This is a genomic window from Bradyrhizobium sp. USDA 4452, from assembly GCF_054063575.1.
Window position 1 is genome coordinate 7472999 of sequence record NZ_JBSSGK010000001.1, and the last position, 25995, is coordinate 7498993.

Here is a 25995-nt window from a genome sequence, read left to right on the forward strand (position 1 = left end):
CAATTGTGCCCCGGTTAAACGGCCGGGGCTTTTTTTTCAAGCGCATGATTTTGTTACGTTTCGTTTCGTGGCACGACCTTTGCGACATGCTCCGCCGATGCGGCCATTCCTGTGATTGCCAGCCGCCGGGAATCGAATTGGAGAACATGTCATGGGTATCTTCGGCGCTCTTACGACGGCGGTCGGTGGCTTGCGCGCAGGGTCGTACGCGCTGGAAAACATCTCCGGCAACATCGCCAACTCGCAGACCACGGCCTTCAAGCGCATCGATACCTCTTTCCTTGACCTCGTCCCGCAGACCGCGCTGACCGCGCAGCTCGCCGGCGGCGTCACGGCGCAGTCGCGCTCGACCAACTCGGTGCAGGGCGACGTGCAGTCGGCATCGGTCGCGACCTTCATGGCGATCAACGGCAACGGCTTCTTCGCGGTGCAGAAGCCGGGCAGCTTCACCGACGGCTCGCCGGTGTTCGACGGCGTCGACCGCTATACCCGCCGCGGCGATTTCCAGCTCAACAAGGACGGCTATCTCGTCAACGGCGCCGGCTATTATCTCGAGGGCGTGCCGATCGATCCGACCACCGGCAACCCGTCGGGCTCCTCGCCGCAGGTGCTGCGGTTCAAGAACGACTTCCTGCCGGCGCAGCAGACCACCAAGATCGACTACCGCGCCAACCTCGCATCCTATCCGTTGACCACGTCGCACGACACCTCCGTCCCCGGTTCGGAGCTGATCCGGCCGGGCGCGTTCAGCGCCGGTCATAACCCGCTGGTGCTGGGCACGCCGGCCGCGCCCTACACCGATTCATCGGTTACCGGCACCGCGCAGAACAACAAGGCGACGCCGTCGGTCGCCAATACCGCGGCGACCCTGCTTTCGGGCGCGGCGGGCAGCGATTCGATCAATGCCAGCTTCAGCGCCGGCTCTGCCGGCCCCCCGGTCGTGCCGGCCGATACGATCACGGTCAACGGCACCGTCATCACTTTCGTGGCTTCGGGCGCGACCGGCAACCAGCTCAACGTCACCGACAGCATCGGAACGCTGCTCGCCAAGATCGACGCGATCACCGGCACCGCGACCCCGTCGACGATCAGCGGCGGCAAGATCACCCTGCACTCCGGCACCGCGGCGGACTTGCAGGTGACGAGCTCGAACTCGACCGCGCTTGCGGCGCTCGGCTTCACCGGGCAGGCGGTGGCGACCCGCGGCGGCGGCGGTACCGTCGGCACCGGCCAGGTCGTCGGCAACGACAACTCGACTTTCCTGAACGAATCCGTATCGGGCGGCGCCGTCACGGCCTACGACGTCTCGGGTGCACCGGTGAACCTGCAATTCCGCTGGGCCAAGACCGACAGCTCCTCGCTGGGCTCCGGACATACCGATACCTGGAACCTGTTCTATCAGGTCAACCCCAATGCGACCGGCACGCAGGTCTCCTGGCAGAACGCCAACATCAACTTCACCTTCGCGGCGAACGGCCAGATGTCGCCGGCGATCTCCTCCGTCTCGCTCAACAATGCCGTGGTCAACGGCGTGTCGCTCGGCAGCCCCGTGATCAATTTCGGCTCCGGCGGCGTGACCCAGTTCGCGGACGCCAACGGCAACGTCCAGGTCAACCAGATCCAGCAGGACGGTTTTCCGGCCGGCCAGCTGCAGTCGGTAAGCGTCTCGACCAACGGCCGCATCGTCGGCAACTACACCAACGGCCGCAACATCGACCTCGCCGAAATCTCGGTGGCGACCTTCAACGGCACCAACTTCCTCAAGCGCATCGACGGCGGTGCGTTCGAGGCGACCGACGAGTCCGGCGCGGCGTTGTTCGGCAAGGCCGGCACCATTGTCGGTTCGTCGCTCGAGAGCTCGAACACCGATATTGCCGACGAGTTCACCAAGCTGATCGTGACCCAGCAGGCCTATTCGGCCAACACCAAGGTGATCACGACAACCAATTCGATGGTGCAGGATCTCCTGAATGTCGTGCGCTGATCGCAGCGGCGATACACGCGTGAAGCAGTAAAGGCGAGTACACATCATGGGTTTGAGCCAAGCCCTTTCCACCGCGATGTCGGGCCTGCGCGCCACGCAGGCCTCGCTCTCGCTGGTGTCGTCGAACGTCGCCAACGCGGAGACGCCCGGCTACGTCAGGAAGACGCTCAACCAGGATACCGGCACCACCGGCCAGTTCGGGTCGAGCGTCCTCATCACCGGCGTCAACCGCCAGCTCGACGAATTCCTGCAGACCCAGCTTCGTACCGAGACGTCGGGCGCGTCCTACGCCGACGTCCGTTCGAGCTTCCTTGCCAATCTGCAGGGCGTCTACGGCAATCCCGACTCCACCGGCACGATCGAGGACGCCTACAACAAGTTCCTGACCGCGCTGCAGGGGTTGTCGACCAGCCCGGACTCGCAGTCGGCCCGCATCGGCGTCGTCAATGCCGCGCAATCCATGGCGCAGCAGCTCAACGCGACCTCGCAGGGAATCCAGACGCTGCGCGCCAATGCCGAGGCCGGCATCAGCGATTCCGTCAGCACTGCCAACAATGCATTGCAACAGATCGCGCGTCTCAACGTGCAACTGCAGGCCAACGGCGGCACGCAGGACGCCTCGACCGCTGCATTGCTCGATCAGCGCGATCGCTACGTCACCCAGCTTTCGCAGCTGATGGACATCCGTACCGTTACCAACAGCCAGAACCAGGTGACCGTGTTCACCAATTCCGGCGTGCAGCTGGTCGGCACTGAAGCTGCGACGCTCAGCTTCAACGCCCAGGGCACGATGACGCCCAACACGCAGTACAATACCGACCCGACCAAGAGCACCGTCGGCACCATCACCATCACGTTCCCGCATGGCGGCACCTATGACATGGTGTCGACCAACTCGATCCGGTCAGGCAAGATCGCCGCCTATCTCGAGCTGCGCGACAATACGCTGGCGCAGGCCCAGACACAGATCGACCAGTTCGCCGCCGCGATGTCGAGCGCGCTGTCGGACAAGACGACGGCGGGCACCGCGGCGACGGCCGGGGCGCAGTCCGGCTTCGACCTCGATCTCTCGGGGCTGCAGAGTGGCAACACCATCCACGTCTCCTACAAGGACAATACCACCGGCATCACGCACAATCTGTCGATCGTCCGCGTTGATGATCCGAGCGTGCTGCCGCTGAGCAACACCGCGACCGTCGATCCGAACGACGAGGTGCTGGGTGTGGATTTCTCCGGCGGCATGAGCTCGGTGCTGTCGCAGCTCAACGGCGCGCTCGGCGGAACCGGCTTGCAATTCTCCAATCCTTCCGGGTCGACGCTGCGCGTGCTCGACGACGGTGCCGCCAACAAGGCCGACGTGACCGCGGCGTCGGTCACATCGACCGTTTCGTCGCTGACGTCGGGCGATCCGCAGCTCCCGCTGTTCACCGACAATGGCGGGCTCTACACCGGCGCGATCACCGCGAACGGCTCGCAGTCGACCGGCCTCGCCGCGCGCATCAGCGTCAACACCGCCCTGGTCGGCGATCCCTCGCGCATGGTCGTATATTCGACCAATCCACAGACGCCGGCGGGCGATACCACGCGCGCCAATCTCATTCTGAACCAGCTGTCGAACACCTCGTACAGTTATTCGCCGAAGACCGGCCTCGGCACGTCCGGCGCGCCGTTCACCGGCACGCTGTTGAACTTCGCCAAGCAGTTCATCAGCCAGCAGGGCGAATCGGCGACGGCGGCCAAGCAGCTGGCCGACGGTCAGGACGTCGTGCTGAATACGCTGCAGACCAAGATGGACTCGACCTCCGGCGTCAACATGGACGAGGAGATGGCGCATCTGCTGTCGTTGCAGAATGCATACTCCGCCAATGCGCGCGTGATGTCGTCGATCAAGCAGATGTACGACGCGCTGCTGCAGCTCACGTGAGGGTAACATGTCGATCGACGGCGTAAGCGGCAGAACTTCCTATATCGGCACCACGATCCTCAACCTGCGCAGTCAGCTCAATGACCTGACGACGCAGCTTGCGACCGGCAGGGTATCGACGACCTATGCAGGGCAGGGACTCGATCGCGGCTTTGCGCTCAGCCTGCGTGCCCAGATCAGCGGCATCAACGCGTTCTCGGACACTGCGACCAATCTCAACACGCGCCTGAACGTGGCCAATCTCAGTCTGCAGGGGCTGTCCGACGTCGGCACCCAGGTGAAGAACGCCGCGACGACCGCGACGCTGACGCTCAACGAGAGCGGGCAGACCTCGGGTCAGATCACCGCGCAGGCGGCGTTTGCCAACGCGGTCGCGATGCTGAACAGCCAGTCCGGCGACCGCTACCTGTTTTCCGGCCGCGCGATGGATACGCCGGCCACGGTCTCGGCCGACACGATGTTGAAGGGCACGGCGACCCAGGCCGGCCTCACCCAGCTCATCAACGAGCGCAAGCAGGCCGATCAGGGCACCGGTTTGATGGGACGCCTCAGCGTCTCGTCGCCGCCGGCGACCACGACGGTGACCAGCGTCGCCGAGGACGGCTCGCCGTTCGGCCTCAAGCTGCTGTCGGTGCAATCGTCATTGACCGGCGCCACCGTGACCCAGCCGGCCGGCACGCCGAAGTCCACCTCGGTCGATCTCGGCGCCGTCAATCCGAAGGACGGCGACAAGATCAAGTTCAACTTCACGCTGCCCGACGGCACCACGGATGCGATCGAGCTCACGGCGACGACCACGAATCCGCCGCCGGCCGGCTCGTTCCTGATCGGTGCCGACACCACGGCGACGACGGCCAACCTTCAATCGACGTTGACCTCGTCGATCAAGACGCTGAGCGACACGTCGCTGGTGGCGGCCTCGGCGGTCGCGGCGTCCAACAACTTCTTCAATCCGGTCGCGACCGTCTCGGGCGCCGCTGCCAACAACCAGAACACGCCGCGGGCGCCGATCAGCGGCGCCACCGCCCTCTCGGGTGCGGCGGGCACCAACTCGCTCTCGACGAGCTTCGCGGCCGGCGACACCATCACCGTCAACGGCACCCCGATCACCTTCGTTGCCTCGGGCGCCACCGGCAACCAGGTCAACATCACCGACAGCGTGCAGACGCTGATGGCGAAGATCGACCAGGTCAGCGGCACCAAGAACCCGTCGACCATCAGCAATGGTGCGATCACGTTGCACGGCGCCGATGGCGCGAGCCTCTCGATATCGAGCTCTAACACGACCGCACTCGGCGCGCTCGGCATCGCCAACAACACGACTGCGACCCCGGCGCCCCTCAGGGTAGGGGGACCACCGTTCGACACGGCGACCAATCTGGTCGCGGGCACGCCCGACAACACCGTGTACTGGTACACCGGCGAGAATGGCCCGGGATCGGCGCGCGGCACCGCCGTCGCGCAGGTCGATCAGTCGATCACCGTGCAGTATGGCGCGCGTGCCAACGAACAGGCGTTCCGCTATTTGCTGCAGAATGTCGCGGTATATGCGGCGGTGACCACCAACGCCAGCAACCCGAATGCAAGCGCACAGGTGACGGCACTCGCGCAGCGCGTCGGCGCAAACCTCGCGCCGCAAAACGGCCAGCAGCAGATCCAGGACGTGCAAGCCGAATTCGCCGGTGCGCAGACGGCGACCAAGGCAGCCACCGATCGTCAGACCCAGCTCAAGAGCATGGCGGAGACGATGCTCGACTCGGTCGAGGGCGTCAATCAGGACGAGGTTGCGACCAAGATCCTGGCGTTGCAGACCAGCCTGCAGGCGTCGTATCAGACCACGTCGATGCTGTATCAGACCACGCTGTTGAAATATCTGCCAATCGGTTGAACCTCATCTCCAGCCAGCAAAAAGGCCTCCTTGCGGAGGCCTTTTTCGTTCAGGCGGGGCTAGAGCGTCTTCAAAGGAAGTGGATGCTGGTTCGCGTGAACAACAACAAGCTCTACGCGCTCTTGCGGGTGTCGTCCTGATTGCCGTTCTGCTGGCCGCGCGCGGTTTCCAGCAACTTCTCCTCGTGCGCGATCAGCTTCTTGGATTCCTTCAAGGCGTGATAGAGATCGCCGTTGAGGATGAAGTTGTTGACGCTTTCGATGAACGGCCAGGCGCTGGGCATCGCGGTGATGATATCGCGCACCAGGCTGAAATAGGTCGGGTGGTGCGCCATCGGGTCCGGCGACAGATACATCAGCTGTACCGCGAGATAGATCAGCTTCGCCGGCGTGTCCGCGGTCTCCGGCGTCAGGATATCCTTCTCGCGCAGGATCGGGATGCGGTCGCCGTCGATCAAGAGGCGGGCGCGCTGATCGGTGTTGGTGATCACGCAATTGCCGACGATGATGCGCTCGTTCGGTTTGAGTTCGACCTTCAGGGCCATGACCGTTCTCCTTTGCCGGGCAGTCGCGCGATATCGTCGCTAGCGGAACGAAGTTGAGTTCGGCACTGCTTAGCAGCCGCGATCGCGGCCCGGGGCCGATGCGACAGCGATCCTTTCCCATGATGGTTAACGCTTGGTGAACAGCGGGTCCGCGCGACTAGCGGGACTCAGTCGAAATCGGCAATCGTCTCAGTAGTTTTCACGGCGAACTTCGCCCAATGGCGACAATTTTATTCTTCGGCATTTGTCTCAAATGCCGTGCCGGAGATTTCTTTTTCCTTCGAGGCTTGACCCGCAGGATCGGCCATCCGCTCGATCAGAAAGGATTGGCGCGGGTTTTTCCTCAGTTTCACACCAGAAAGGTATGAAAATGTCCGGTATCATTCTCTCCTCCTCCGTTCGTCAGAACCTCCTCTCCCTCCAGTCCACCGCCGATCTGCTCTCCACCACGCAGAACCGTCTTGCCACCGGCAAGAAGGTCAACACGGCGCTCGACAACCCGACCAACTTCTTCACCGCACAGTCGCTCGACAACCGCGCCAGCGACATCAACAACCTGCTCGACGGCATCGGCAACGGCGTGCAGGTGCTGCAGGCCGCCAACACCGGCATTACCTCGCTGCAGAAGCTGGTCGATACCGCGAAGTCGATCGCCAACCAGGTGCTGCAGAGCCCGACTGGCTACACCACCAGGTCGCAGGCCACGTCCACCGCGGCGCTCGGCGGCACATCCGCCAACCTCGTCGACGGCACCACGATCAAGAGCGGCGACGTTCTTGCGATCGCAGCGTCAGCCGGCCAGCCCGCCTTCAGCTTCACCTTCGGGGCCAGCAGCTCGCTGGCGCAGCTGAACACCGCGCTGTCGGCCAGCAATCTGACCGCGAGCCTGGACAGCTCCAACAAGCTCGTCATCACCACGACCAATGACGCGGCGTCCTCGACGATCGGTGCGGTGACCTTCACCAACACCGGCGGCGGCACCGCGACGTTCAGCGCAGCCGGCACCGCTCCGGTTGCCGATTCAGCCTCGCAGTCGGCGCGCGCGGCCCTGGTGCAGCAGTACAACAACACCATCTCGCAGATCACGACCACGGCGCAGGACGCCTCGTTCAACGGTATCAACCTGTTGAGCGGTGACAGCCTGAAGCTGACCTTCAACGAGACCGGCAAGTCGACACTCAGCATCACCGGCGTCAAGTTCGATGCCGCCGGCCTCGGCCTGAAATCGCTGACCGCGGGCACCGACTTCCTCGACAACAACTCGGCAAACGGCGTGATCGCGTCGCTGAGCACGGCGAGCTCGTCGCTGCGCAGCGAAGCCTCGACGCTGGGCTCCAACCTCTCGATCGTGCAGATCCGTCAGGACTTCTCTAAGAACCTGATCAACGTGCTGCAGACGGGCTCGTCCAACCTGACGCTGGCCGACACCAACGAGGAAGCGGCCAACAGCCAGGCGCTGTCGACCCGCCAGTCGATCGCGGTCTCCGCATTGGCGCTCGCCAACCAGAGCCAGCAGAGCGTGCTGCAGCTGCTCCGCTAAACGCGCCGAGAAGCACTTCGACAACGGCGGGGGAAACCCCGCCGTTTTTCTTTGTCTCCGGGGTATTACGGTCTCTTTCCATGCCGTCAGAACGGCGCATTCGTAACGCGTGCTAACCATATTTAAAGGCGCCGGATGCATAAATATCGGGCGCTAGAATTGCGTCTCCGCGGCCCGAGAAATCCGCACCCCATCGAGGTCATTAATGTCGAATGCAGCCCAGGCCTACGCTCGTACGTCAACGACGACGGCATCTCCCCGTGAAATCGAAGCACAGGCGTTGTTGAAGGCCGCGCGACAGCTGCAGGAAGTCCAGGCCAACTGGAACGGCCTCGACAAGGCGCTCGATCACGCATTGCTGTTCAATCGCCGCCTGTGGTCGATCTTCCTGAGCGCCGCAGAGGGCGCCGACAATCCGCAGCCGCTCGAGGTGCGTCAGAACATCGCGAACATCAGCGTGTTCGTGATGAAGCAGACCATCGACATCCAGATGAATCCGGACCCGGCGAAGCTGAAGTCGCTGATCGACATCAACTGCAACATCGCAGCCGGCCTTTCGGGCCGCGGCTGATCGACGGTTCGCAACGGAGCCCTCGGCATGGCCGACGTGTTGAGCATCCTGTCCGCCAACTACAAGGCCGCCGGCCTGACGGTTCCGTCGAAGACGCCGTATGTGGCCGTCGACCCGAAGCTCTATGAGGGCAGCTGGAGCGGCAAGTACGCCAACAACAAGTCGTTCAACATCTCCGTGTCGAACGTCGATGGCTTCCGCGCCAAGGTCCATTACCAGAGCGACGGCACCAGCAAGTATCAGGACGTCCTGATCAAGGACGGCTCGTTCCGGGTCGGCGATACCAAGTTTTCGCTGGTGCAGCAGGGCACGGCATTGATCGCCAATGTCGTCACCGATCCGGCCACCGGATCGACCTATCTCGACAAGGCCTACGCCACACAGAAGTGAGGAGCCGATCGCCAGCGTTACGCGCGGCGGTCGGTCGCGCGCGCCCGCGTCGGCGCGTCCTTGCTGAGATCGAGCGCGTGGAAATAGGCGCGGCGGCGCAATACGGCTTCTTCCGGAAACTGCCTCACCACCAGGTTGGTCCGATTGTCGACCACCTGGTAGACCACGGCGCGCGCATCGCGGTCGATGATGACCTGGTCGGTGACGGACGGCGCCTGATTTGAAATCGATGCGTTGACGGCGTTGGGATCGATCGTGACGCGCACGCTCGGCTCCGGAGCAGTGACGCTCTGGCTCGCGGGCAATTCGGTCTTCACCGCCTTCTGCGCCGTATCGCTCGCAGGAGTGATCATCGGCGCTGCAACCGGTGCCCCCACCGGCTTGATGTTGAAATCTGTACTCATGGCAGCCTCGTAGTGCGCAGGCACTAGTTTGCTTGAGTCAAATCCCAACCCCTCACGATCCGCAACTCTACGGGGAACCTCTCAACAGGCTGTTAGGGAACACGCTGAATGCCGCGCTGCCGGGGCCGCGTCGAATTGAGCTAAATTGTCGGCGTGCGCGTCAGAGCGTGCGGCTGACGGCGATCGGCGTCATGTTGCGCGGGCCCGGCGTGGCGCGCTGTCCGTTCGCGGTATAGGTGTTCGGGATGTTGCGGCGCTGCACCTCGGCATTGACGCCGCGCACGATGCCTTCGGAGACCGCGTGTGCGGTCGCAAGCACCGTCAGGTTGACCTGCAGCATCGCGCGGAACGTCTCGTGGTGACGCCGCAGCGTGGCGAGCAGTTCGGGGTCGGTCTGCGACAGCATCTTCTGCATCGATTTCATGTGCTCGACCGCGAGCATGTAGCGCCGCGACAGCTCCGACTTCTGCGCCTCGAGCTGCATGCCCTCGCGGATCTTGCCGGCGCGGACGAGCCCGGTCTCCTGCTCGACGACCGCGAGCAGGGCGCTCATCACTTCGGTGAGCTCGTTGGCGAGACGTGCGACGTCGGGCGGCGTCGATGTCGCAGGCCGCGACGTGGGGGCGGCCGGCCGATGCTGCTGTGGACGCTGGTTCATCGCGCTGCTCCTTGAAACCGAATTAGCTCTTGTTGGCCTGCTGCAGGATCAGCGAGCGGAACACTTCGTTGGAAATGCCGACGCCGCCGGCCTTGGCGAAATTCTTCGAATATTCATCGGTCAGCATCGAGCGCCACGCGCCGGTGCCGACCGTGTCGCCGTAGGGGCCTTCGCCCTTCAGGCCGGTGGTCATCTGCGAGAACATCGAATTGAGGAACATCGATTCGAAGTCGGTCGCGGTCGCCTTCGCCTTGGTGATCTGCTGCGGCGAGACCTTCTTCATCGCGTCCTGCAGCACGGGATCGGGGCGACCGTTGAACATCGGCATCAGCGCCTTGTTCGGCATGCTGCCGGCGGTGCTGTTGATCAGGCTCGCCATCACATCACCTCGATATCGGCTTCGATCGCGCCGGCGGCCTTGATCGCCTGCAGGATGCTGATCAGATCGCGCGGCCCGATGCCGAGGCCGTTGAGGCCGTCGACGAGCTGCTGCAGCGAGACGCCGTCCTTGACCACGGCGAACTTCTTGCCGTCTTCGCTGACGCCGACGTTGGTGCGCGGTGTCACGACCGTGCGGCCGCGCGACAGCGGATTGGGCTGGCTAACCTGCGGGCTCTCGGAGATCGAGACGGTGAGATTGCCCTGCGCGACGGCGACGGTGGCGACGCGGACGTCGCGGCCCATCACGATGACGCCGGAGCGCTCGTCGATCACGATCTTCGCCACAAGGTCGGGATCGACCTGCAACTGCTCGATCTCGGTCAGGAATGCGACGACGTTGCCCTTGAACTCCGGCGGGATCGAGAGTTGCACCGTGGAGGGATCGATCGGCTCGGCGGTCTTGACGCCGAGATAGTCGTTGACCGCGGCGGCGATGCGCTTGGCGGTGGTGAAGTCGGCGTTGCGCAGCGCCAGGCGCACATTGGGCAGGCGGTTGAGCGCGAACTCGATTTCGCGCTCGATGATGGCGCCGTTGGCGATCCGGCCGACGGTGGGCACGCCGCGTACGACGCTGGCGGCAGCACCTTCGGCCGCGAAGCCAGCGACCGCTACGGATCCCTGCGCCACCGCGTAGACGTTGCCGTCGGCGCCGAGCAGGGGGGTGACGAGCAGGGTGCCGCCCTGCAGGTTCTTGGCATCGCCGAGCGCGGAGACGGTCACGTCCATCCGCGTGCCCTGGGTGCCGAACGCCGGCAGATTGCCGGTCACCATCACGGCGGCGACGTTGCCGGTGCGGATGGTGGCGCCGCGGATGTTGACGCCCATGCGCTCGAGCATCGCCTGCAGCGATTGCTTGGTGAAGGGGATGTTGTTCAGCGTGTCGCCGGTGCCGTTGAGGCCGACCACGAGGCCGTAACCGATCAACTGGTTCTGGCGCACGCCCTCGATATTGGCGAGATCCTTGATCCGCGACGTCGCGGCCGCGGGCATGGCGGAAGCCGCCAGCGCCAGCAGCGCGGCGCAGGCCAACCCGAATATGCTTACGATGCGGATGCCAGGCATCCAGTGCTCCCCTCGAACTTCACGCGGATCACGCGACACTCCCATGACGGCGATCCGCCATTAACCATGCGAGCCGCGTGCCACTTCGTTTCGTTGGGCCAATGAGTTGATATATTTATCGAAATTGTCGGGTCGCTATTCGGCTCCGGTTCGCCAGGGAGCGCGAAACTGCCGTGCGGCGGCAGAAATTGCCGGGCTGTTTACGCCTCGTTAACCATAAAACGGCGATGCTCGCGCCATTCAGGCCTGCGGGATCACGACGATGCGCATCTACGGACCGAACGGCACCACGCTTGGCACGTCCACCGGCGCCACCCGGCGCACCTCGTCGAGCGGCTTCTCGCTGCCAGATGCGACCAGTGCGCAGGAGGAGGTTCGCTCCACCGCTGCGCCAAAGGCCGCCGCGAGCCTCGATGCGCTGCTCGCGCTGCAGGGTGTCGAAGACCCGACCGAACGCCGCAAGCGCTCGGTGGCGCGCGGCAAGGGCGCCCTCGATGTGCTCGACGCGCTGAAACTCGGACTGCTGTCCGGCAATTTCGATTCCTCCACCGTGAACCGGCTGCGCGATGCCGCGGCGAGCCTGAAGGAATCCTCCGGCGATCCCGGCCTCGATGCCGTGCTGGGCGAGATCGAGCTGCGCGTCGAGGTCGAACTCGCCAAAGCAGGGCAATACTAGGCGCCTCTCGATCAAACGACCTGTCTCACGCGGGCAGGCAGTGTCTCAGGCCGCCAGTGCCTTGCGCTGCGTGTCGTAGCGGCGCTGCGCGGCCAGCACTTCCTTCAGATTCTGCTCGGCCCAATCGCGCAGCGGATCGACCGCTTCGGCAAGCGTCGATCCGAGCGGCGTGATCGAGTACTCCACGGTGACCGGAACGGTTGCGATCGCGCGGCGGCGCAGCAGCCCGTCGCGCTCGAGGCTCTTCAACACCTGCGAAAGCATCTTCTGCGAAATGCCCTCGATGGCGCGGCGAAGCTGGTTGAAGCGCATCGGCTCGCTGCGGAGCAGCAGCAGGATCAGCACCGCCCATTTGTCGCCGACCCGGTCGAGGATCTGGCGCGTCGGGCAATTGGCGGCATAGGCGTCCGGTTTCAGGCTGGCAGCTTTCATCGGGTTACTCCGGCGTAATCAGGTGAGACAAGAGTGCCTTCTTCACACCTACATCCATTTCGCTATCTAGTCACCATTGGAAACTATCAATCGGAGACTTGAGATGAAGATCGCCATCGCCGGCGCGTCCGGCCAGGCCGGCTCGCGCCTCACCGCGGAACTCGCTCGCCGCGGCCATGCCGTCACCGCCATCGCCCGCAACCCGGAGAAGATTGCAAACCTGCCTGGTGTCACTGCCGTGAAGGGGGATGTGAACGATCAGGCCGCCCTGATCGCGCTGTGGGCTGGCCACGATGCCGCGATCAGTTCCGTCCATTTCACCATCAGCGACCCGGCCAAGCTGATCGGGGCCGCCAAGGCATCCGGGGTCGGCCGCTATCTCGTGGTCGGCGGCGCCGGCAGCCTCGAAGTGGCCCCCGGCGTCCGCCTGGTGACTACGCCGACCTTCCCGGCCCAGTACAAGGCCGAGGCCTCGAAGGGAGCCGAATTCCTCGACCTGCTGCGCCAGGAAAAGGACCTGAACTGGACCTTTTTGTCGCCCTCGGCGCTGTTCGTGGCGGGCGAGCGGACCGGCAAGTTCCGGCTCGGGACCGACCAGCTTCTGACCGCCGCCGACGGCAAAAGCTCGATCTCGTTCGAGGATTTCGCAGTTGCACTCGCCGATGAAATCGAGCGCCCGGCCCATATCCGGCAGCGTTTCACGGTCGGCTATTGAGGGGCCGGAAGCAGGGAAAATACGGCCCCCGGGCAGGGCGGATAAGTTTGCCTGTGCAAGGCCTTGGGGGCAGCCCGGCTTTCGCGGTGGCGGATATTGTCTGTCACATGGCGTGGCTATATAAGGCGCCGCGCGGAGGGGTTTTGTTCCCTCCGCCAGACAGGGACATGGCTGCCTTTGGAAAAGCTGAAGAACTACCGGCCGACTGAAAAAGAGCCTTTCATGAATGAGCGGCAGCGCGACTATTTCCGCGCCAAGCTGCTGGCCTGGAAGGATGAGATCCTCCGCGAATCGAAGATCACGCTGCAGACGTTGCAGGAAGAGAACGTCAACCATCCCGACCTCGCGGACCGAGCTTCCTCGGAAACCGACCGCGCGATCGAACTTCGTGCCCGCGACCGTCAGCGCAAGCTGATCTCCAAGATCGACGCGGCGCTCCAACGCATCGAAGACAACACCTACGGCTATTGCGAAGAGACCGGTGACCCGATCTCGCTGAAGCGGCTCGAAGCCCGCCCGATCGCGACGCTGTCGGTGGAAGCGCAGGAACGCCACGAGAAGCGCGAGAAGGTCTATCGCGACGAGTAGTGGCGGCGGATCGCCCCCACTGATTGCTTCTGGCGCGTACCGGTTGTACGTGCGCGCCGCCATGATGACACGCACCCTCAATATCGCCTCGGCCTTCTTCCTGGGCTGATCTCGTTTCCGCCAGGAAACACGCTTCCGCTTGGAAGCGCCGATCGTCCCCGCGGGCATCGGCTCGCGGGATTCCACTGAACCGAATGAGCCGGCCAAGCTCCGCGCATCGCGGAGCAGCGACGGCTCGATCGACAACCATGCATCGGGACGGCATTCAAGCCGGTCCGGCCCCGAGTGTCGTCTCGCTCGCCTCTGCGTGACGGCGCGGACCGTAGAGCTTCGACCACGCCAGCAATTCGCGGAAGGCCGGCGTCAGGCTCCACGCCGAATCCGTCAGCTCGTATTCGACCTGTAGCGGCTTCTCGGCGAGCACCTTGCGCGAGACAAGCCCGTCGCGCGCGAGCTCGCGCAGTTGCGCGGTCAGCATGTGCTGGGTGATCGGCGCCAGCGCGCGTCGCAGCGCGCCGAACCGTACGCCGCCATGCATCAGCGTGAACAGGATCTCGAGCTTCCATTTGCCGCCGAGCGTGCGGATCGCGTGCTTGAACTCGATCAGCAGGTTGGGATCGGTCGGGCAGCTCTCGCATTCACCGCCGTCACACGGTTCGCTGGTATCGTTTTCCATACCGGTCTCGAATTTCATTCTACTTGTCCAACGTCAGATAGTGACCAGATGCGGCCTGTGCAGGGTGGGCGAAGCATTGTGTGCCCACCTGCCGAACCATGAGGAGGCAGGGACATGAGCACGGTTTTGGTCACGGGCGGATCCGGTTTCATCGGCGCGCATACGATTCTGCAGCTGCTCGCCGACGGGCATGCGGTGCGAACCACGCTGCGCAATCCGGATCGCAGCAAGGACGTGATCGCGATGCTGCGCGAGGGTGGCGCGCTTGCGGCCGACCAAATCGGCTTCGCCACCGCCGACCTCACGCGCGATGACGGCTGGCGTGAGGCGGTCGCGGGGTGCGACTACGTGCTGCATGTCGCATCGCCGCTCGGCGCGCCTGTGCCGGAGGACGAGAACGAGCTGATCGTTCCGGCGCGCGAAGGCACGCTGCGGGTGTTGCGCGCGGCGCGCGATGCCGGCGTCAAGCGCGTCGTCGTGACGTCGTCGTTCGCGGCGATCGGCTATGGTCATCCGCCGCAGGCGGCGCCGTTCGACGAGACCACCTGGTCCAATCTCGATGGCCCCGATGTGCAGGCCTATCCCAAATCCAAGACGCTGGCCGAGCGCGCCGCCTGGGAATTCGTCGCGCGCGAAGGCAATGGCCTCGAACTTGCCGTGGTCAATCCGACCGCGGTGTTCGGCCCGGCGCTCGGGCCTGATTTCTCCGAATCGATCGGGATCATCAAGGCGCTGCTCGACGGCGCGATGCCGGCGGTGCCACGGATCCATTTCGGCCTCGTCGACGTGCGCGACGTTGCCGACCTGCACCTGCGCGCCATGACCTCGCCGAGGGCCAGGGGGGAGCGGTTCCTCGCGGTCGCCGGCGACACCATGTCGGTCCTGCAGGTGGCCCGCCTGCTGCGCAGGAAACTGGGCAGCAAGGCGCGGCGTGTGCCGCGCTTCCAGATGCCGGACTGGATGATGCGGCTCGCCGCCCGGCGCAACCCGCTGGCCCGTGCGGCGCTGCCGCTGCTCGGCAAGGTGCGCCGTGCGACCAGCGCCAAGGCGCAGAACCTGCTCGGCTGGCGTCCGCGCGGCAATGAGGAGATGATCGTCGCGACCGCCGAGAGCCTGATCCGGCTCGGCCTGGTCAAGGCCTGACGGCCTCTGCCGTCCGGCGTGCTTGCCAGATGGTTCGGCGAGTGCTGAATTGCCGCGAGCAGACGGAGGCGCCACCGCGCCGCCGAGAACATCGGGGAGGCTGCGCAGATGGAACGGATCCTCGCGGCCGCAAAGGCGATTGCCAGCGCGCGCCGCAGCCGCGCGCCGCTCAAGGCGCTCGCCAAAGACGTCGTGCCGCGCGACGAGGCCGAAGGCTATCAGGTGCAGTACGCGCTGCACGATTTGCTGCAAGCCCAGGTCGGCAGCCTCGTCGGCTACAAGATCGGCTGCACCAGCGCGGTGATGCAGGAGTACATCAACATCCCGCACCCCTGTGGCGGCGGCGTGTTCGAGAAGGTCGTCCATGACAGCGGCGTCAAGCTGCCGGCGGCCGACTTCGTCCATGTCGGCGTCGAATGCGAGATCGCGGTGCGGCTGGCGCGCAACCTCGCTCCAGGCGAAGCGCCGTTCACCGCCGAATGGGTCGCGGAGGCGATCGATGCCTATTATCCGGCGATCGAGATCGTCGACGACCGCTACGTCAAATGGGAGACGCTAGGCGCGCCGACGCTGATCGCCGACGACTTCTTCGCGGCCGGCTGCGTGCTCGGCGAGGCCGTGCCGCGCATCACCGTGCCCGATCTGCGCAAGGTCACTGGACGTGCGCTCGTCAACGGCAAGGAGGAGGGCCGCGGCGCCGGCGCCGACGTGCTCGGCCATCCCCACAACGCGCTCGCCTGGCTCGCCAATCATCTCGCCGCCGAAGGCCGCGGCCTGCACGCCGGCCAGATCGTGCTGACCGGAAGCCTGGTCAAGACGGTGTGGCTGAAGGCCGGCGACACCGTCGTGATGGAGCTCGACGGGCTCGGCAAAGTGGAAGCGACGTTCACATGATCTTGCGTGCCTGGCGCGCCAGGATGTCGCTGTTTCCTACGATTGATTGTTCGTGCATATCAGCAACCTGCCGTCCCACAGGCTCCTGATCGCATCGAACGGCACGGTCAGCCTGGCATATCTGCGATTGAACCAGACGCCGACCTCGAAGCCGTCATCCATCACCACGAGGCGATCGAATTCGTGCTGCAGGATGATCGTGATCTCCTCGGGATATTGCTCGATCAGGGCAGCGGGCAGCTTCACGTCATCGGCCCGGGTGGCGAAGGTGATGTTGACCGGCCGATTCTCGGCGGCGTGGCGGAGCAACGTGGTCATTTCGATCCGCATCTGCGCCGTGTTGCAGGGCTCGATGCCGGCGCGCGCCGGCAATGAGGCCACGACCAGCAGCAGCACTCCAGCCATCCATCCGCACCGGCGCCACATCCGCCTTCTCCGTTCGCTCACGCGATGTCGTTCTTGGTTTCGGTGGTCGCAAGTGGCGCCGAGGTTCAAGTCGCCGGTCGCTTGGCGTCGGTGACAAGCTCGACCTTGCCGTCGGTCAGCCGGTAGACCGCGCCGACAATCCGAAGCTTGCCTTGATCGACCGCGGCGCTGAGGATCGGCGTCGCCGTCTTGAGCTTCGCGACATTGTCGATGACGTTTTGCCTGATGGCGTTGGCGCGCCGGTTGCCCGGTCTGCCCTCGGTCGCCTTCACCGCTGGCGCGATCGCCGTGACCAACTCGGGCAGATGGCCGGGCAGGGTGGTGTTGTCCTTCAGCGACTTGATCGCGGCATCGACCGCCCCGCAGCTGTCGTGGCCGAGCACCATGAACAGCGGCACACCCAGCACGGACTGCGCGTATTCCAGGCTCGCGATCATCTCGTCGCTGGCGAAATTGCCGGCGACGCGGCAGACGAACAGATCACCGCGGCCGGTGTCGAAGGCGTATTCAGGCGCTATGCGGGAGTCAGCACAGCTCAGGATGCCCGCGAACGGGTTCTGTCCGCCGGTCAGCGCCTCGCGCTCGCGCTTGAAATCATGTCGCCGCGAAATGCCTTCGACATAACGGAGATTGCCCTTCACCAGCCGGTCGAGCGCGGCGTCGGGCGGCAGCACGTTCTGCGGTTTCGGCGGCGGTTTTGTCTCCTTGCCCGTCGCAGCCGGCGCCAGGGCAAGGCTGACAGCGGTGCACGCCGCGGCAGCGAGGAAGACGCGCCGGGAAGTCTGGTTCGGAGGAGTGATCTCGCAGAGCTGGCACATCAAGGTTCTCCGTGAACAAGGACCGCATCCGCGCGATATGTCTAAGTCATGCGTAGTGCCTTCGCAACGACGTGCACTCGCATGCTGGCGGGCGCCACATTCGTCGCTGTCGTCTTGGCGAAAAGCCAGGACGACACCGAGTTCGTTGAACGGCCTGAGCCACGCATCCGCATTCTCGCGACATGACTTGCCCGAGCTTTGCATCTCGTTTCGCCTCGACGAGCAAATCAGCAACCATCACATAACCAGTTAGCTATGATTCGATCGATGCGGCTCTTGCATCGGATCGGCTGAGTACAGACAAATTTGAAGTCGGTCGGCTTTCCCAACTTCGCGCTTGACCAACCCATAACTGTACGGTTATACGTTAATCCATAACCAGCGGGCTATTGATCCGATGCCGGACGCTCACGACGTGCTGTTTCGAACCCTCGCAGACCCGACCCGCCGGGCGATCTTCGAGCGGCTGTGCCGCGAGGGCGAGCAGACCGTCGGTGCGTTGACGGCGCGGGCAAAGATCTCGCAGCCGGCGGTGTCAAAACATCTCGGTGTGCTGAAGCAGGCCGGGCTGGTGCGCGATCGCCATGAAGGAAGGCAGACGCACTACAGCGCGCAGCTCGGCGCGCTGGCGCCGTTGATCGACTGGACCAGCCAGATGGCGGGCTTCTGGCAGAACCGGTTCGACCACCTCGAAGATCTTCTCAAAAGGATGGACCAATGAACAAGACCACCCGTGAGACGCGCTCCGCAATCGTGGAGCGCGAATTTCCCCATCCGCCGGAAAAGCTCTGGCGCGCGCTGACGCAACCGCATCTGATGGAGGAGTGGCTGATGAAGAACGACTTCAAGCCCGAGGTCGGGCACAGCTTCAATCTGCGCGGCGAGTGGGGCGGCGTGCTGGACTGCAAGGTGCTGGCCGTCGAGCCGCACAAGATGCTGTCCTACACCTGGAATTTCGCGCATGAAGATGCCGCTTACAATCTCGAGAGCGTGGTGGTCTTCACGCTGACGCCGACGGCGAAGGGCACCCATCTGCGCGTCGAGCAGTCCGGCTTCCAGCCGCATCAGAAGCAGGCCTATGGCGGCGCCCATGCCGGATGGAAGCAGTTCCTGGAGAATCTCGATCTGCTGCTGGTGCGGGAAGGCTGACGGTCTATTCAACATCCATCCAACAGGAGGTTACATTGAACTGGAACAACTGGATCAGGCAGTTTCACCGTTGGCTCTCGATCGCCTTCACGGTTGCCGTCATCATCAACATCGGCGCGATGGTCCTGCAGCAGCAGGCCGTCTGGATCGGCCTGCTGGCGCTGTTCCCGCTGATCTTCATGCTGCTGAGCGGCCTGTATCTGTTCGCGCTGCCTTATGTGGCGCCCCAGCGGATGCAGGGGGGATCGACCTCGGGCTCACAAGTGTGATGCCCGGGCATCACAAGTGTGATTGCATGGGACGGGCAGGGAACGCGAGGCAGCAATGACGGCATCGGAACATATCGACCGGATGATCGAGGATCTCACCGACTGGCGCGGCAAGACGCTTGCCGGCCTGCGCAAGAGCATCCTCGCCGCCGATCCCGATATCATCGAGGAATGGAAGTGGATGGGCAGTCCGGTGTGGTCGCGCGACGGCATCATCGCGGTCGGCAACGCCCACAAGGGCAAGGTGAAGCTGACCTTCATGTATGGCGCGCAACTTCCGGACCCCGACAAGCTGTTCAACACCGGCTTCGAGGGCAATGTGCGGCGCGCGATCGATCTGTTCGAGGGCGACAAGATCAATGACCGCGCGCTGAGGGCGCTGATCCGCGCCGCGATCGAGCTCAACCAGGCCAAATCCAGCAAATCTGCGAAGAAGGCGACCGCGGGCGCTCGCGCCACCGCGAAGAGGAAGCCATGAGCTGCGCCGACATGCGGACTGCTGATCGGGTCCATCCGTGATGATCACGACCAGACTTGCTACATCGCCGGATGCGGAAGCGATCTCCGGGCTGCTGACGGCCAGCGCCGGCGATCACCGTGGCATGCTCGGGCAACGGCCGCGCGATACGGCTTTGGCGGCAAGGTTTTCGTGGTCCTGAGCGACAGGATGGATATCGTCAATAGCCGGCCTTCGCGCACGGGAACCGGACGCGGCCAGGTTTTCCGACATCCTCGACCGAATGCCCTGAACGCAGGCACCTCAAGTGCGCGTCGCAATGCGTCTCATGCCGAGATGTCGACCGCCTGGCCGGCCTTGCCGGCGTTCTTCTGAAACGACTGTTCGATCAATTCCTTGATCTTCTGCTCGACCGCGGCGCGCTGATCCGACGTCATGGTCTTCAGGTCCTGCTCCGACAGACCCATGCTCTTGAGGATGTTCGCGCGCATGCGGTCCATCGGGCTCATCTGCGCGTATTTGAGAAACTTCTGCTCGATGGTGTCGTCGGATGGGCTGCCGCCGGCGGCTTGCGTGGATCCACTAGCGTCGGCCGTCAGCGGCTTCTTCAGTGTGCCGGTCGTCATGCTGGCTGTGACCGGTCCAAAGGCCGAGATCAACGTCATCTGCGCGCGGTCCCCGTTGCAATGCTGCAACCGCAAAGCAAACGGCGTGCCATGCGCGGCCGCATTGATTTCAAGGAGATCGTGATGACGCGGCGCGCGCCAGACCTGCCGCGGGAAAGTTCTGCCGGGTGATCATTGCCGGTAGAGCGGCTGTCACGCCTGGCTATGCACGATCACTGGACCCGCAACCCGGTTGCGGCCCTTATGCCTTCGTATGCACGATCACTGGACCCGCAACCCGGTTGCGGCCCTTATGCCTTGGTATGCACGATCACTGGACCCGCAACCGCGGTGGCCTGCCCGATCAGCAATGGACCGAGATTCTCATCGATCCAGGCCAGTGCGCGGCGGTTAGCTTCCTCGGCGCCTGAATAATTGTTGAAGACGCTGATGGCAGTGACGGTGTCGTCGCCGGCATAGACCACGTAATAGGCCATGAAGCCTTCGACATCGCTGATGATCGGAATTGCGCCTTCCTTGATCCGGCGCGCGAGTTCTTCGGCGCTACCAGACTTCGCCTTGGCGTGACGGATGGCGGCATACATGCGTTCCTCCTTCCGGCTGCATCGATCGGGCTGCGCTTCGCGCATGCGCGATGGTACGCCCGAAGGGGCGGAGACGCCATCGGGATTGCGGACCGATCAGCTGAAGCGCCTGGTCACGATGGCCGTGCGGCGGTCGGGAAGCTTCGGCAGCCGCGTCAGATCCGCGCGCGTTGTCGCGGCTTTTGGGCCGGGGGCGGGCGCCTGCTCCTGTTGCTGCAGAAACAGCGTGGCCTCGAACAGCACGCCGGGGGCCTGCTTGGCGGTGCCCGAGCACACCGCGCGATTGCCGCTGAAGGTGCCCGTCAGCTGCGCCTCGACCTCGTCGCATCCGAACACGGTGGTGAACGGGCCGTCGGCATATCTGCGCGTCGTCAGCACCGCCGTGAAGCGGTCCTCATCGAGCTGATAGGATCCACCATAGGTGAACATGGCGTCGCCGCCCGAGATCCTGCCGTTTGCCAGATGGACTATTCCGGTGCCTTCGCCGCGCGGCGTGCGAAACCACGCCGCATATTGACCGTCTCTTTGCATGACCGTCACGAACTGCAAACCCTGCGTTGTCGTCTAGCTACGTTGCAAGCGGCGGGACTGCTACTTAACCTTCACCCGACGGTTAACGAACCGAGAAGGCGATCGTGCGACTTGCGCGAAGCGGTACTGGACCTGTGCGCGACGATCGCGCGAGAGTCCTTTCCGTTCCGACGCAATCGAAAGCGGGCTCTGTCAACTTCGTTCGCGGCTCTCCAATGCATTCGACCGGTCATAACACGCCACGGCCCTCGCCAGGGGAGCTAGCGAGGGCCGTGTTGGTACACCGCGCCGCGCCTAGGTTCGCGACGAGATGTGGGAGCTCGTAGAGGACTTACTCAGGCATGTCGTCAGAAGGGCAAGAGCACGTCGAGAACCTGCTGGCCATAGCGCGGCTGTTGCACGTCGGTGATCTGGCCGCGGCCGCCATAGGCGATGCGCGCCTGGGCGATCTTCGATGAGTCGATGGTGTTGTCGCTCTGGATGTCCTCCGGGCGCACGATGCCGGCCACGATCAGCTCGCGGATTTCGTAGTTGACGCGGATCTCCTGCTTGCCCTCGACCACGAGATTGCCGTTCGGCAGCAGCTGGGTGACGACGGCGGCGACACTGGTCTGCAGTGCCTCCTGGCGGTTCACCGAACCCTTGCCGTCGCTTGATGCCGTCGATTCGGCGGTCAGGATCTTGCCGGGCAGGATCTTGTTCGCCTGCGTGATGGTCTGCGAGCCCAGGAAGTTGGTGACACCGGAATCCTCGGAATTGCTGCGGCTGCGCTGGGTTTCGTTGGCGATCGCGGCCTTGTCGGTGAAGTTCACCGTGATGGTCAGGATGTCGCCGACGCGCGCGGCGCGCTGGTCCTTGAAGAAGGCCCGCGAGCCGCTGCGCCACAGCGAGTTGGGGCTGTAGGAGGCGACCTCGGGCTTCGGCATCGGCATCTGCACCGGCTTGTAGCCGGGCTGCGTGGTCGGATTCTCGATCTCCGTCAGCTTCGGCTTTTCACCGATCTGGGAGAGACGGTCGATCGACGAGCAACCGCTGGCGATGGTTCCGAGTGCGAGCAGCGCACCGGTCAGGATCAGGCGGTTGATGCGGTACTTGGACATGAACTTTACTCGGCGTTTGGTGCGACTGAACTCAGCTTGACGGGAGCGGACGTTGAAGAGGCGGCGTCGGCGGCCGGCGCTGCGCGCGGGGGCGCGACCGAGATCGAAACCTCGCCGCGGCCGGTGACCACGCCGGCGACGGCGCGCTTGGATTGCAAATTCATCACGTTGACGACATCGCCCTCGGCGCCGGCGTCCATCGCCTTGCCCCGGATCGTGAGGTACAGACCGGAGGTGCGGTAGACCAGCGTGACGTTCTGGTCACGGGTGACGAGATCGGGTTTTGCCGTATCGGCTGTGCGTAGCGCCTGGCCGGCGCGCATCTGGCGGCGCATCTGCATGCCGACGGCGCTGTCGCGCACCGCCGCGTCGTTGCCGATTTCGGCTTTCGGACGGCGCTCGACAACCACGTCGGAGGCTTTCAGCACATCGCCGCGTTCGACGTTGCGGGTTAGCACGGCGGCCTCGATGGTCTCGATCGCGGTGCCGGTGAGGCGCAGCTTGTACGGCGCTGCGCCGGCTTCGTTGCTGACCTCGAAGGTGACGTCGAAACGCGTCGAGCGCGGGTCGTAGCGCACGGCGACGGGCTGCATCGCGCCGGTGTTGGTTGCCTCGAGCCTGATATCGCCGGGATCGCGGTCGAAGGTCAGCGCGATGTTGCCGGCCCTGCCGAGACCGTGGCGGCCCTCCAGCGCGCGTGACAGCTGCTGCTCGATCTCCTTGCTGTCGATGGTGCGCGCGAGCCGCGTGACCGTGATCTCCTTCAGCTCCCGGGTGTCGACGCCGATCACCTGGTGGCTGCGCAGCACGTTGAGCACCTGCGCGACCGGCAGCGTGCCCGTGGTGCCGAGATCGGGCGCGCGATAGATCGCGATGCTGCCGGCGCTCCCGGCGTTGTCGATGAGGTCGCCGACCCGCACGATGTCGTCCGCGACCGTGACGCTGGCGCGCAGCGTCGGCGCAGCGATGGTCTCGCCGCGGACTTGTGCTGCGGCCGGGACCATTGTCACCGCAAGGAGCGCGGCTGCGATCAGGAGTGAGCGGGCGATCATCGACATCATCCTCAGCGGAACAGGTTGGAGGTCGCCTGCATCATCTGGTCGGCCGCAGAGACCACCTTCGAGTTCATCTCGTAGGCGCGCTGCGCTGCGATCAGGTCGGAGATTTCGGAAACCACCTCGACATTGGCCTGTTCGAGATTGCTCTGCTGCATGTCGCCGTAACCGTCGGTGTTGGCGGTGCCGTCCTGCGGCTGGCCGGAGGCCGGCGTTTCCTGGAACAGATTGTCGCCGATCGGCATCAAGCCGGCCTTGTTGATGAAGCGGGTCAGGCCGATCGTGCCGATGTTGGTCGATGCGGTCTGGCCGGGCAGCGTCACCGAGACCTGGCCCTGCGCGTTGATGGTGAGACCCGAGGCGTTCTGCGGGATCGTAATCGTCGGCTGCACCAGATTGCCCTGCGCGTTGACGATGCGGCCCTGGTTGTCCATCTGGAACGAGCCGTCGCGGGTGTAGGTGAAGGTGCCGTCCGGCATCAGGATCTTGAAGAAGCCTTCGCCGCGGATCGCGATGTCGAGATCGTTGCCGGTCGGCGACAGCGTGCCCTGGGTCATCATGCGCGGGGTGCCGACGGTCTTGACGCCGCCGCCGAGATCGATGCCCATCGGCATGATGGTGTTCTGGTCGGAGGCCTGGGCGCCGACCCGGCGCACATGGTCGTAGATCAGGTCTTGGAACGCGGCGCGCTGCTTCTTGTAGCCGGTGGTACGCAGGTTCGCGATGTTGTTGGAGATCACCTGAACGCTGAGTTCCTGTGCCGCCATTCCGGTCGCTGCAGTATAGAGTGCACGCATCGGTCAGTCCCCCGGATCAGGTCGGCACGTCGGCGAGCTTCTCGATCGCCGATTTGTGCAGGTCGCTCTGCTGCTGCAGCAGCGAGGCGATTTGGGTGTAGGTCCGCGTGATCTCGATCATGCGGCTCATCTCGACGACGGAATTGACGTTCGACTTCTCGATGAAGCCCTGGCGGATCTGCGCCTTGGTGTCCGGCTGCGCCACCGCCCCTTCGCCGAGCGCATAGAGATTGGATCCCTCCTTCAGCAGGCGCTGCGCCTGCGCGAACGAGACCAGGCGCAGCTTGCCGCGGATCGAGTCGAGTCGGGACGTGCCTTCGAGCACGCTGACGTTGCCGTCGGGAGCGATGTTGACGTCGTGATCGGTCTGCTGGAACGTGATCGGGCCGGCGGTGCCGAGCACCTGATAGCCCGAGGCGGTGACGAGCTGGCCGCGATTGTTGATCTGCAGATTGCCTTCGCGGGTGTAGCGCTCGCCGCCCGGCGTCTGCACCACCAGGAAGGCATCGCCGTCGATCGCGACGTCGAGCGGGTTCTTGGTTTCTTCGGTCGGGCCCTGCGAGAAATCGTGGAAGGTCGCCCGGTCCTGCACGAACGAGACGCGGCGGTCGGAGGACGCGAAATTGTCCTCATGCGCGTTCGAGGACAGATATTCCTGGAACAGCGACCGGTCGGCCTTGTAGCCGTTGGTGTTCATGTTCGCGATGTTGTTGGAAACGACATCCATCTGCCGTTCCAGCACCATCTGCTTCGATAGTCCGACCAGAAGCGTATTCTGCATCGGTGGTCTCCCCTGTGAGGTGATCCGATGCGAAAGGTTCTCCCAAACCCTCACGCCGGACCGGCGGTAACCATTGGGTTCTCCCAAACCCGCCGGTTACGCCGTCCTCTCAGCGAAAGCCGTGCCAACTTGAAATGTTGATATATTTAAACGGCTTAGGTGTTTGGTGGGGCGCTATACGGGGCGGCAGAAAGGTCTTGTTGACCATGTTTGCCCGGCAGTTTTTTCCTAGTGGAAGGTAAATCCTAATCTTCCGTTAACCATTATGACCCCAGTGTTGCCGGCATTGGGGCGCGTGTGCGCCGGCGGCCTTTGTATCGCGTCTTCAAGCCAAAGCTGGGGCAAATCGCGTTCGCATCCTTCTGGTTGAAGCGAGCGGACGATGGCGGACGAGGAAAAGACCGATAGCGGCGAGGGCGCGGCCGCTCCGAAGAAGGGCAAGCTCAAGCTGATCATTGCCGTCGTCGGCTTCCTCGTCGTGCTCGGCGCGGGCGCGGGCGGATGGTTCTTCTTCATGCGCGGCCATGGCGAGGAGCAGCACGCCGAAGCGCCGCCGCCGAAGCCGCCGAGCTTCGTCGACGTGCCCGACATGCTGGTCAATCTGGTCGGCGCGCCCGGCGAGCGGGTACAATATCTCAAGCTCAAGCTCGTGCTCGAGATCAAGGAAGAAAAGCAGGTCGAGGCGATCAAGCCGGCGCTGCCGCGCGTCACCGACCTGTTCCAGACCTATATGCGCGAGCTGCGTCCGAGCGATCTCAACGGCTCGGCCGGCCTGTTCCGCCTCAAGGAAGAGCTGACCAAGCGCGTCAACCTCGCGCTGGCGCCCAACCAGGTGAACGCGGTGCTGTTCAAGGAAGTCGTGATCCAGTGAC

At 64.1% G+C, this 25995-nt stretch carries 32 protein-coding genes; 16 read left to right on the forward strand and 16 right to left on the reverse strand.

Translation table 11 applies throughout. The features are described from left to right. Positions 1-151: 151 nt before the first annotated feature. From ACVISU_RS35095 to ACVISU_RS35105, 3 genes are read left to right on the forward strand one after another with little or no spacing between them, the layout of a single operon-like run. On the forward strand, positions 152-1984 hold the full coding sequence (locus ACVISU_RS35095; protein ID WP_050403505.1) for a flagellar hook-basal body complex protein: 1833 nt from the start codon (positions 152-154) through the stop codon (positions 1982-1984). A 46-nt stretch (positions 1985-2030) separates the two neighbouring features. Next, positions 2031-3908, forward strand: a complete 1878-nt coding sequence (gene flgK, locus ACVISU_RS35100; protein WP_050403504.1) for a flagellar hook-associated protein FlgK — start codon at positions 2031-2033, stop codon at positions 3906-3908. Positions 3909-3915: 7 nt separating this feature from the next. Beyond that, positions 3916-5796, forward strand: a complete 1881-nt coding sequence (locus ACVISU_RS35105; RefSeq protein ID WP_456709994.1) for a flagellar protein — start codon at positions 3916-3918, stop codon at positions 5794-5796. A 112-nt stretch (positions 5797-5908) separates the two neighbouring features. Here ACVISU_RS35105 and flbT read toward each other — a convergent pair whose 3' ends face one another. Beyond that, positions 5909-6340, reverse strand: coding sequence for a flagellar biosynthesis repressor FlbT (flbT, locus tag ACVISU_RS35110; RefSeq protein WP_050403502.1), 432 nt, complete (start codon positions 6338-6340; stop codon positions 5909-5911). A 370-nt stretch (positions 6341-6710) separates the two neighbouring features. Between flbT and ACVISU_RS35115 the strand changes: the two genes are divergently transcribed. The 3 genes from ACVISU_RS35115 (at position 6711) to ACVISU_RS35125 (ending at position 8841) form a co-directional block, all read left to right on the forward strand. Further along, positions 6711-7880: a flagellin N-terminal helical domain-containing protein gene (locus tag ACVISU_RS35115; RefSeq protein WP_050403501.1), complete on the forward strand. Its 1170-nt coding sequence runs from the start codon at positions 6711-6713 to the stop codon at positions 7878-7880. A gap of 205 nt (positions 7881-8085) precedes the next feature. Continuing rightward, positions 8086-8451, forward strand: a complete 366-nt coding sequence (flaF, locus tag ACVISU_RS35120) for a flagellar biosynthesis regulator FlaF (protein WP_050403500.1) — start codon at positions 8086-8088, stop codon at positions 8449-8451. A 27-nt stretch (positions 8452-8478) separates the two neighbouring features. After that, complete coding sequence (locus tag ACVISU_RS35125; RefSeq protein ID WP_050403499.1) at positions 8479-8841, forward strand: hypothetical protein; 363 nt, start codon at positions 8479-8481, stop codon at positions 8839-8841. 17 nt (positions 8842-8858) lie between these two features. On the opposite strand, the gene ACVISU_RS35130 is transcribed toward ACVISU_RS35125, so the two are convergent. From ACVISU_RS35130 to ACVISU_RS35145, 4 genes are all read right to left on the reverse strand, one after another. Continuing rightward, positions 8859-9245: a hypothetical protein gene (locus ACVISU_RS35130; RefSeq protein ID WP_050403498.1), complete on the reverse strand. Its 387-nt coding sequence runs from the start codon at positions 9243-9245 to the stop codon at positions 8859-8861. Positions 9246-9405: 160 nt separating this feature from the next. After that, positions 9406-9903 carry a hypothetical protein gene (locus tag ACVISU_RS35135; RefSeq protein WP_456709995.1) on the reverse strand — a complete coding sequence of 166 codons (498 nt, stop codon included), beginning with the start codon at positions 9901-9903 and terminating at the stop codon, positions 9406-9408. A 22-nt stretch (positions 9904-9925) separates the two neighbouring features. Then, entirely contained in the window at positions 9926-10282 is a 357-nt protein-coding gene (gene flgJ / locus ACVISU_RS35140) for a flagellar assembly peptidoglycan hydrolase FlgJ (RefSeq protein WP_157113440.1), read from the reverse strand. Further along, entirely contained in the window at positions 10282-11406 is a 1125-nt protein-coding gene (locus tag ACVISU_RS35145) for a flagellar basal body P-ring protein FlgI (protein ID WP_050403496.1), read from the reverse strand. Before ACVISU_RS35145 ends, flgJ begins: the two co-directional genes overlap by 1 nt. Positions 11407-11668: 262 nt before the next feature. Here ACVISU_RS35145 and ACVISU_RS35150 point away from each other — a divergent pair, with 262 nt between their 5' ends. Further along, positions 11669-12082 (forward strand): flagellar assembly protein FliX, encoded by a 414-nt coding sequence (locus ACVISU_RS35150; RefSeq protein ID WP_050403495.1) that lies wholly within the window; start codon positions 11669-11671, stop codon positions 12080-12082. 45 nt (positions 12083-12127) lie between these two features. Here ACVISU_RS35150 and ACVISU_RS35155 read toward each other — a convergent pair whose 3' ends face one another. Next, the gene (locus tag ACVISU_RS35155; protein WP_029085377.1) at positions 12128-12514 is read right to left on the reverse strand and encodes a winged helix-turn-helix transcriptional regulator; all 387 of its coding nucleotides are present in this window, start codon (positions 12512-12514) and stop codon (positions 12128-12130) included. Between the two features lie 103 nt (positions 12515-12617). Here ACVISU_RS35155 and ACVISU_RS35160 point away from each other — a divergent pair, with 103 nt between their 5' ends. Together ACVISU_RS35160 and dksA are read left to right on the forward strand one after the other, a co-directional pair. After that, positions 12618-13229, forward strand: a complete 612-nt coding sequence (locus ACVISU_RS35160; RefSeq protein ID WP_456709996.1) for an NAD(P)-dependent oxidoreductase — start codon at positions 12618-12620, stop codon at positions 13227-13229. A gap of 222 nt (positions 13230-13451) precedes the next feature. Then, a complete protein-coding gene (gene dksA, locus ACVISU_RS35165) occupies positions 13452-13817 on the forward strand; it encodes an RNA polymerase-binding protein DksA (protein ID WP_172803574.1) in 366 nt (121 codons plus the stop codon). A gap of 265 nt (positions 13818-14082) precedes the next feature. On the opposite strand, the gene ACVISU_RS35170 is transcribed toward dksA, so the two are convergent. Beyond that, positions 14083-14511, reverse strand: coding sequence for a winged helix-turn-helix transcriptional regulator (locus tag ACVISU_RS35170; RefSeq protein WP_456709997.1), 429 nt, complete (start codon positions 14509-14511; stop codon positions 14083-14085). 96 nt (positions 14512-14607) lie between these two features. Here ACVISU_RS35170 and ACVISU_RS35175 point away from each other — a divergent pair, with 96 nt between their 5' ends. Together ACVISU_RS35175 and ACVISU_RS35180 are read left to right on the forward strand one after the other, a co-directional pair. Continuing rightward, a complete protein-coding gene (locus ACVISU_RS35175; protein ID WP_456709998.1) occupies positions 14608-15636 on the forward strand; it encodes an SDR family oxidoreductase in 1029 nt (342 codons plus the stop codon). Positions 15637-15744: 108 nt separating this feature from the next. After that, a complete protein-coding gene (locus tag ACVISU_RS35180; protein WP_050403492.1) occupies positions 15745-16530 on the forward strand; it encodes a 2-keto-4-pentenoate hydratase in 786 nt (261 codons plus the stop codon). Between the two features lie 36 nt (positions 16531-16566). Here the strand turns inward: ACVISU_RS35180 and ACVISU_RS35185 are convergent, their stop codons facing one another. Both ACVISU_RS35185 and ACVISU_RS35190 read right to left on the reverse strand, forming a co-directional pair. Further along, positions 16567-16935 (reverse strand): ClpXP protease specificity-enhancing factor SspB, encoded by a 369-nt coding sequence (locus ACVISU_RS35185; RefSeq protein ID WP_456709999.1) that lies wholly within the window; start codon positions 16933-16935, stop codon positions 16567-16569. Positions 16936-17021: 86 nt separating this feature from the next. Then, entirely contained in the window at positions 17022-17774 is a 753-nt protein-coding gene (locus tag ACVISU_RS35190; protein ID WP_456710000.1) for a carbonic anhydrase, read from the reverse strand. 397 nt (positions 17775-18171) lie between these two features. On the opposite strand from ACVISU_RS35190, the gene ACVISU_RS35195 reads away from it, so the two are divergent. The 4 genes from ACVISU_RS35195 to ACVISU_RS35210 are packed head-to-tail and all read left to right on the forward strand — an operon-like array spanning position 18172 to position 19670. Further along, complete coding sequence (locus ACVISU_RS35195; RefSeq protein WP_050403489.1) at positions 18172-18495, forward strand: ArsR/SmtB family transcription factor; 324 nt, start codon at positions 18172-18174, stop codon at positions 18493-18495. Beyond that, positions 18492-18923 (forward strand): SRPBCC family protein, encoded by a 432-nt coding sequence (locus tag ACVISU_RS35200; RefSeq protein ID WP_050403488.1) that lies wholly within the window; start codon positions 18492-18494, stop codon positions 18921-18923. Before ACVISU_RS35195 ends, ACVISU_RS35200 begins: the two co-directional genes overlap by 4 nt. A gap of 35 nt (positions 18924-18958) precedes the next feature. Then, on the forward strand, positions 18959-19192 hold the full coding sequence (locus ACVISU_RS35205; protein ID WP_050403487.1) for a hypothetical protein: 234 nt from the start codon (positions 18959-18961) through the stop codon (positions 19190-19192). Between the two features lie 55 nt (positions 19193-19247). Then, positions 19248-19670, forward strand: coding sequence for a DUF1801 domain-containing protein (locus tag ACVISU_RS35210; protein WP_456710001.1), 423 nt, complete (start codon positions 19248-19250; stop codon positions 19668-19670). Positions 19671-19975: 305 nt separating this feature from the next. Here the strand turns inward: ACVISU_RS35210 and ACVISU_RS35215 are convergent, their stop codons facing one another. From ACVISU_RS35215 to flgF, 7 genes are all read right to left on the reverse strand, one after another. Further along, positions 19976-20314, reverse strand: coding sequence for a hypothetical protein (locus tag ACVISU_RS35215; protein ID WP_456710002.1), 339 nt, complete (start codon positions 20312-20314; stop codon positions 19976-19978). Positions 20315-20565: 251 nt separating this feature from the next. After that, on the reverse strand, positions 20566-20859 hold the full coding sequence (locus ACVISU_RS35220; RefSeq protein WP_050403654.1) for a hypothetical protein: 294 nt from the start codon (positions 20857-20859) through the stop codon (positions 20566-20568). Positions 20860-20955: 96 nt separating this feature from the next. Further along, positions 20956-21390, reverse strand: a complete 435-nt coding sequence (locus tag ACVISU_RS35225) for a hypothetical protein (protein WP_456710003.1) — start codon at positions 21388-21390, stop codon at positions 20956-20958. A 347-nt stretch (positions 21391-21737) separates the two neighbouring features. After that, the gene (gene flgH, locus ACVISU_RS35230; RefSeq protein ID WP_050403484.1) at positions 21738-22490 is read right to left on the reverse strand and encodes a flagellar basal body L-ring protein FlgH; all 753 of its coding nucleotides are present in this window, start codon (positions 22488-22490) and stop codon (positions 21738-21740) included. Positions 22491-22495: 5 nt separating this feature from the next. After that, a complete protein-coding gene (gene flgA / locus ACVISU_RS35235; protein ID WP_456710004.1) occupies positions 22496-23551 on the reverse strand; it encodes a flagellar basal body P-ring formation chaperone FlgA in 1056 nt (351 codons plus the stop codon). A 2-nt stretch (positions 23552-23553) separates the two neighbouring features. After that, on the reverse strand, positions 23554-24342 hold the full coding sequence (flgG, locus tag ACVISU_RS35240; protein WP_050403482.1) for a flagellar basal-body rod protein FlgG: 789 nt from the start codon (positions 24340-24342) through the stop codon (positions 23554-23556). A 16-nt stretch (positions 24343-24358) separates the two neighbouring features. Then, positions 24359-25123 (reverse strand): flagellar basal-body rod protein FlgF, encoded by a 765-nt coding sequence (flgF, locus tag ACVISU_RS35245; protein ID WP_456710005.1) that lies wholly within the window; start codon positions 25121-25123, stop codon positions 24359-24361. A 382-nt stretch (positions 25124-25505) separates the two neighbouring features. Between flgF and fliL the strand changes: the two genes are divergently transcribed. Beyond that, entirely contained in the window at positions 25506-25994 is a 489-nt protein-coding gene (fliL, locus tag ACVISU_RS35250; protein WP_050403480.1) for a flagellar basal body-associated protein FliL, read from the forward strand. The last annotated feature ends 1 nt before the right edge of the window (position 25995 follow it).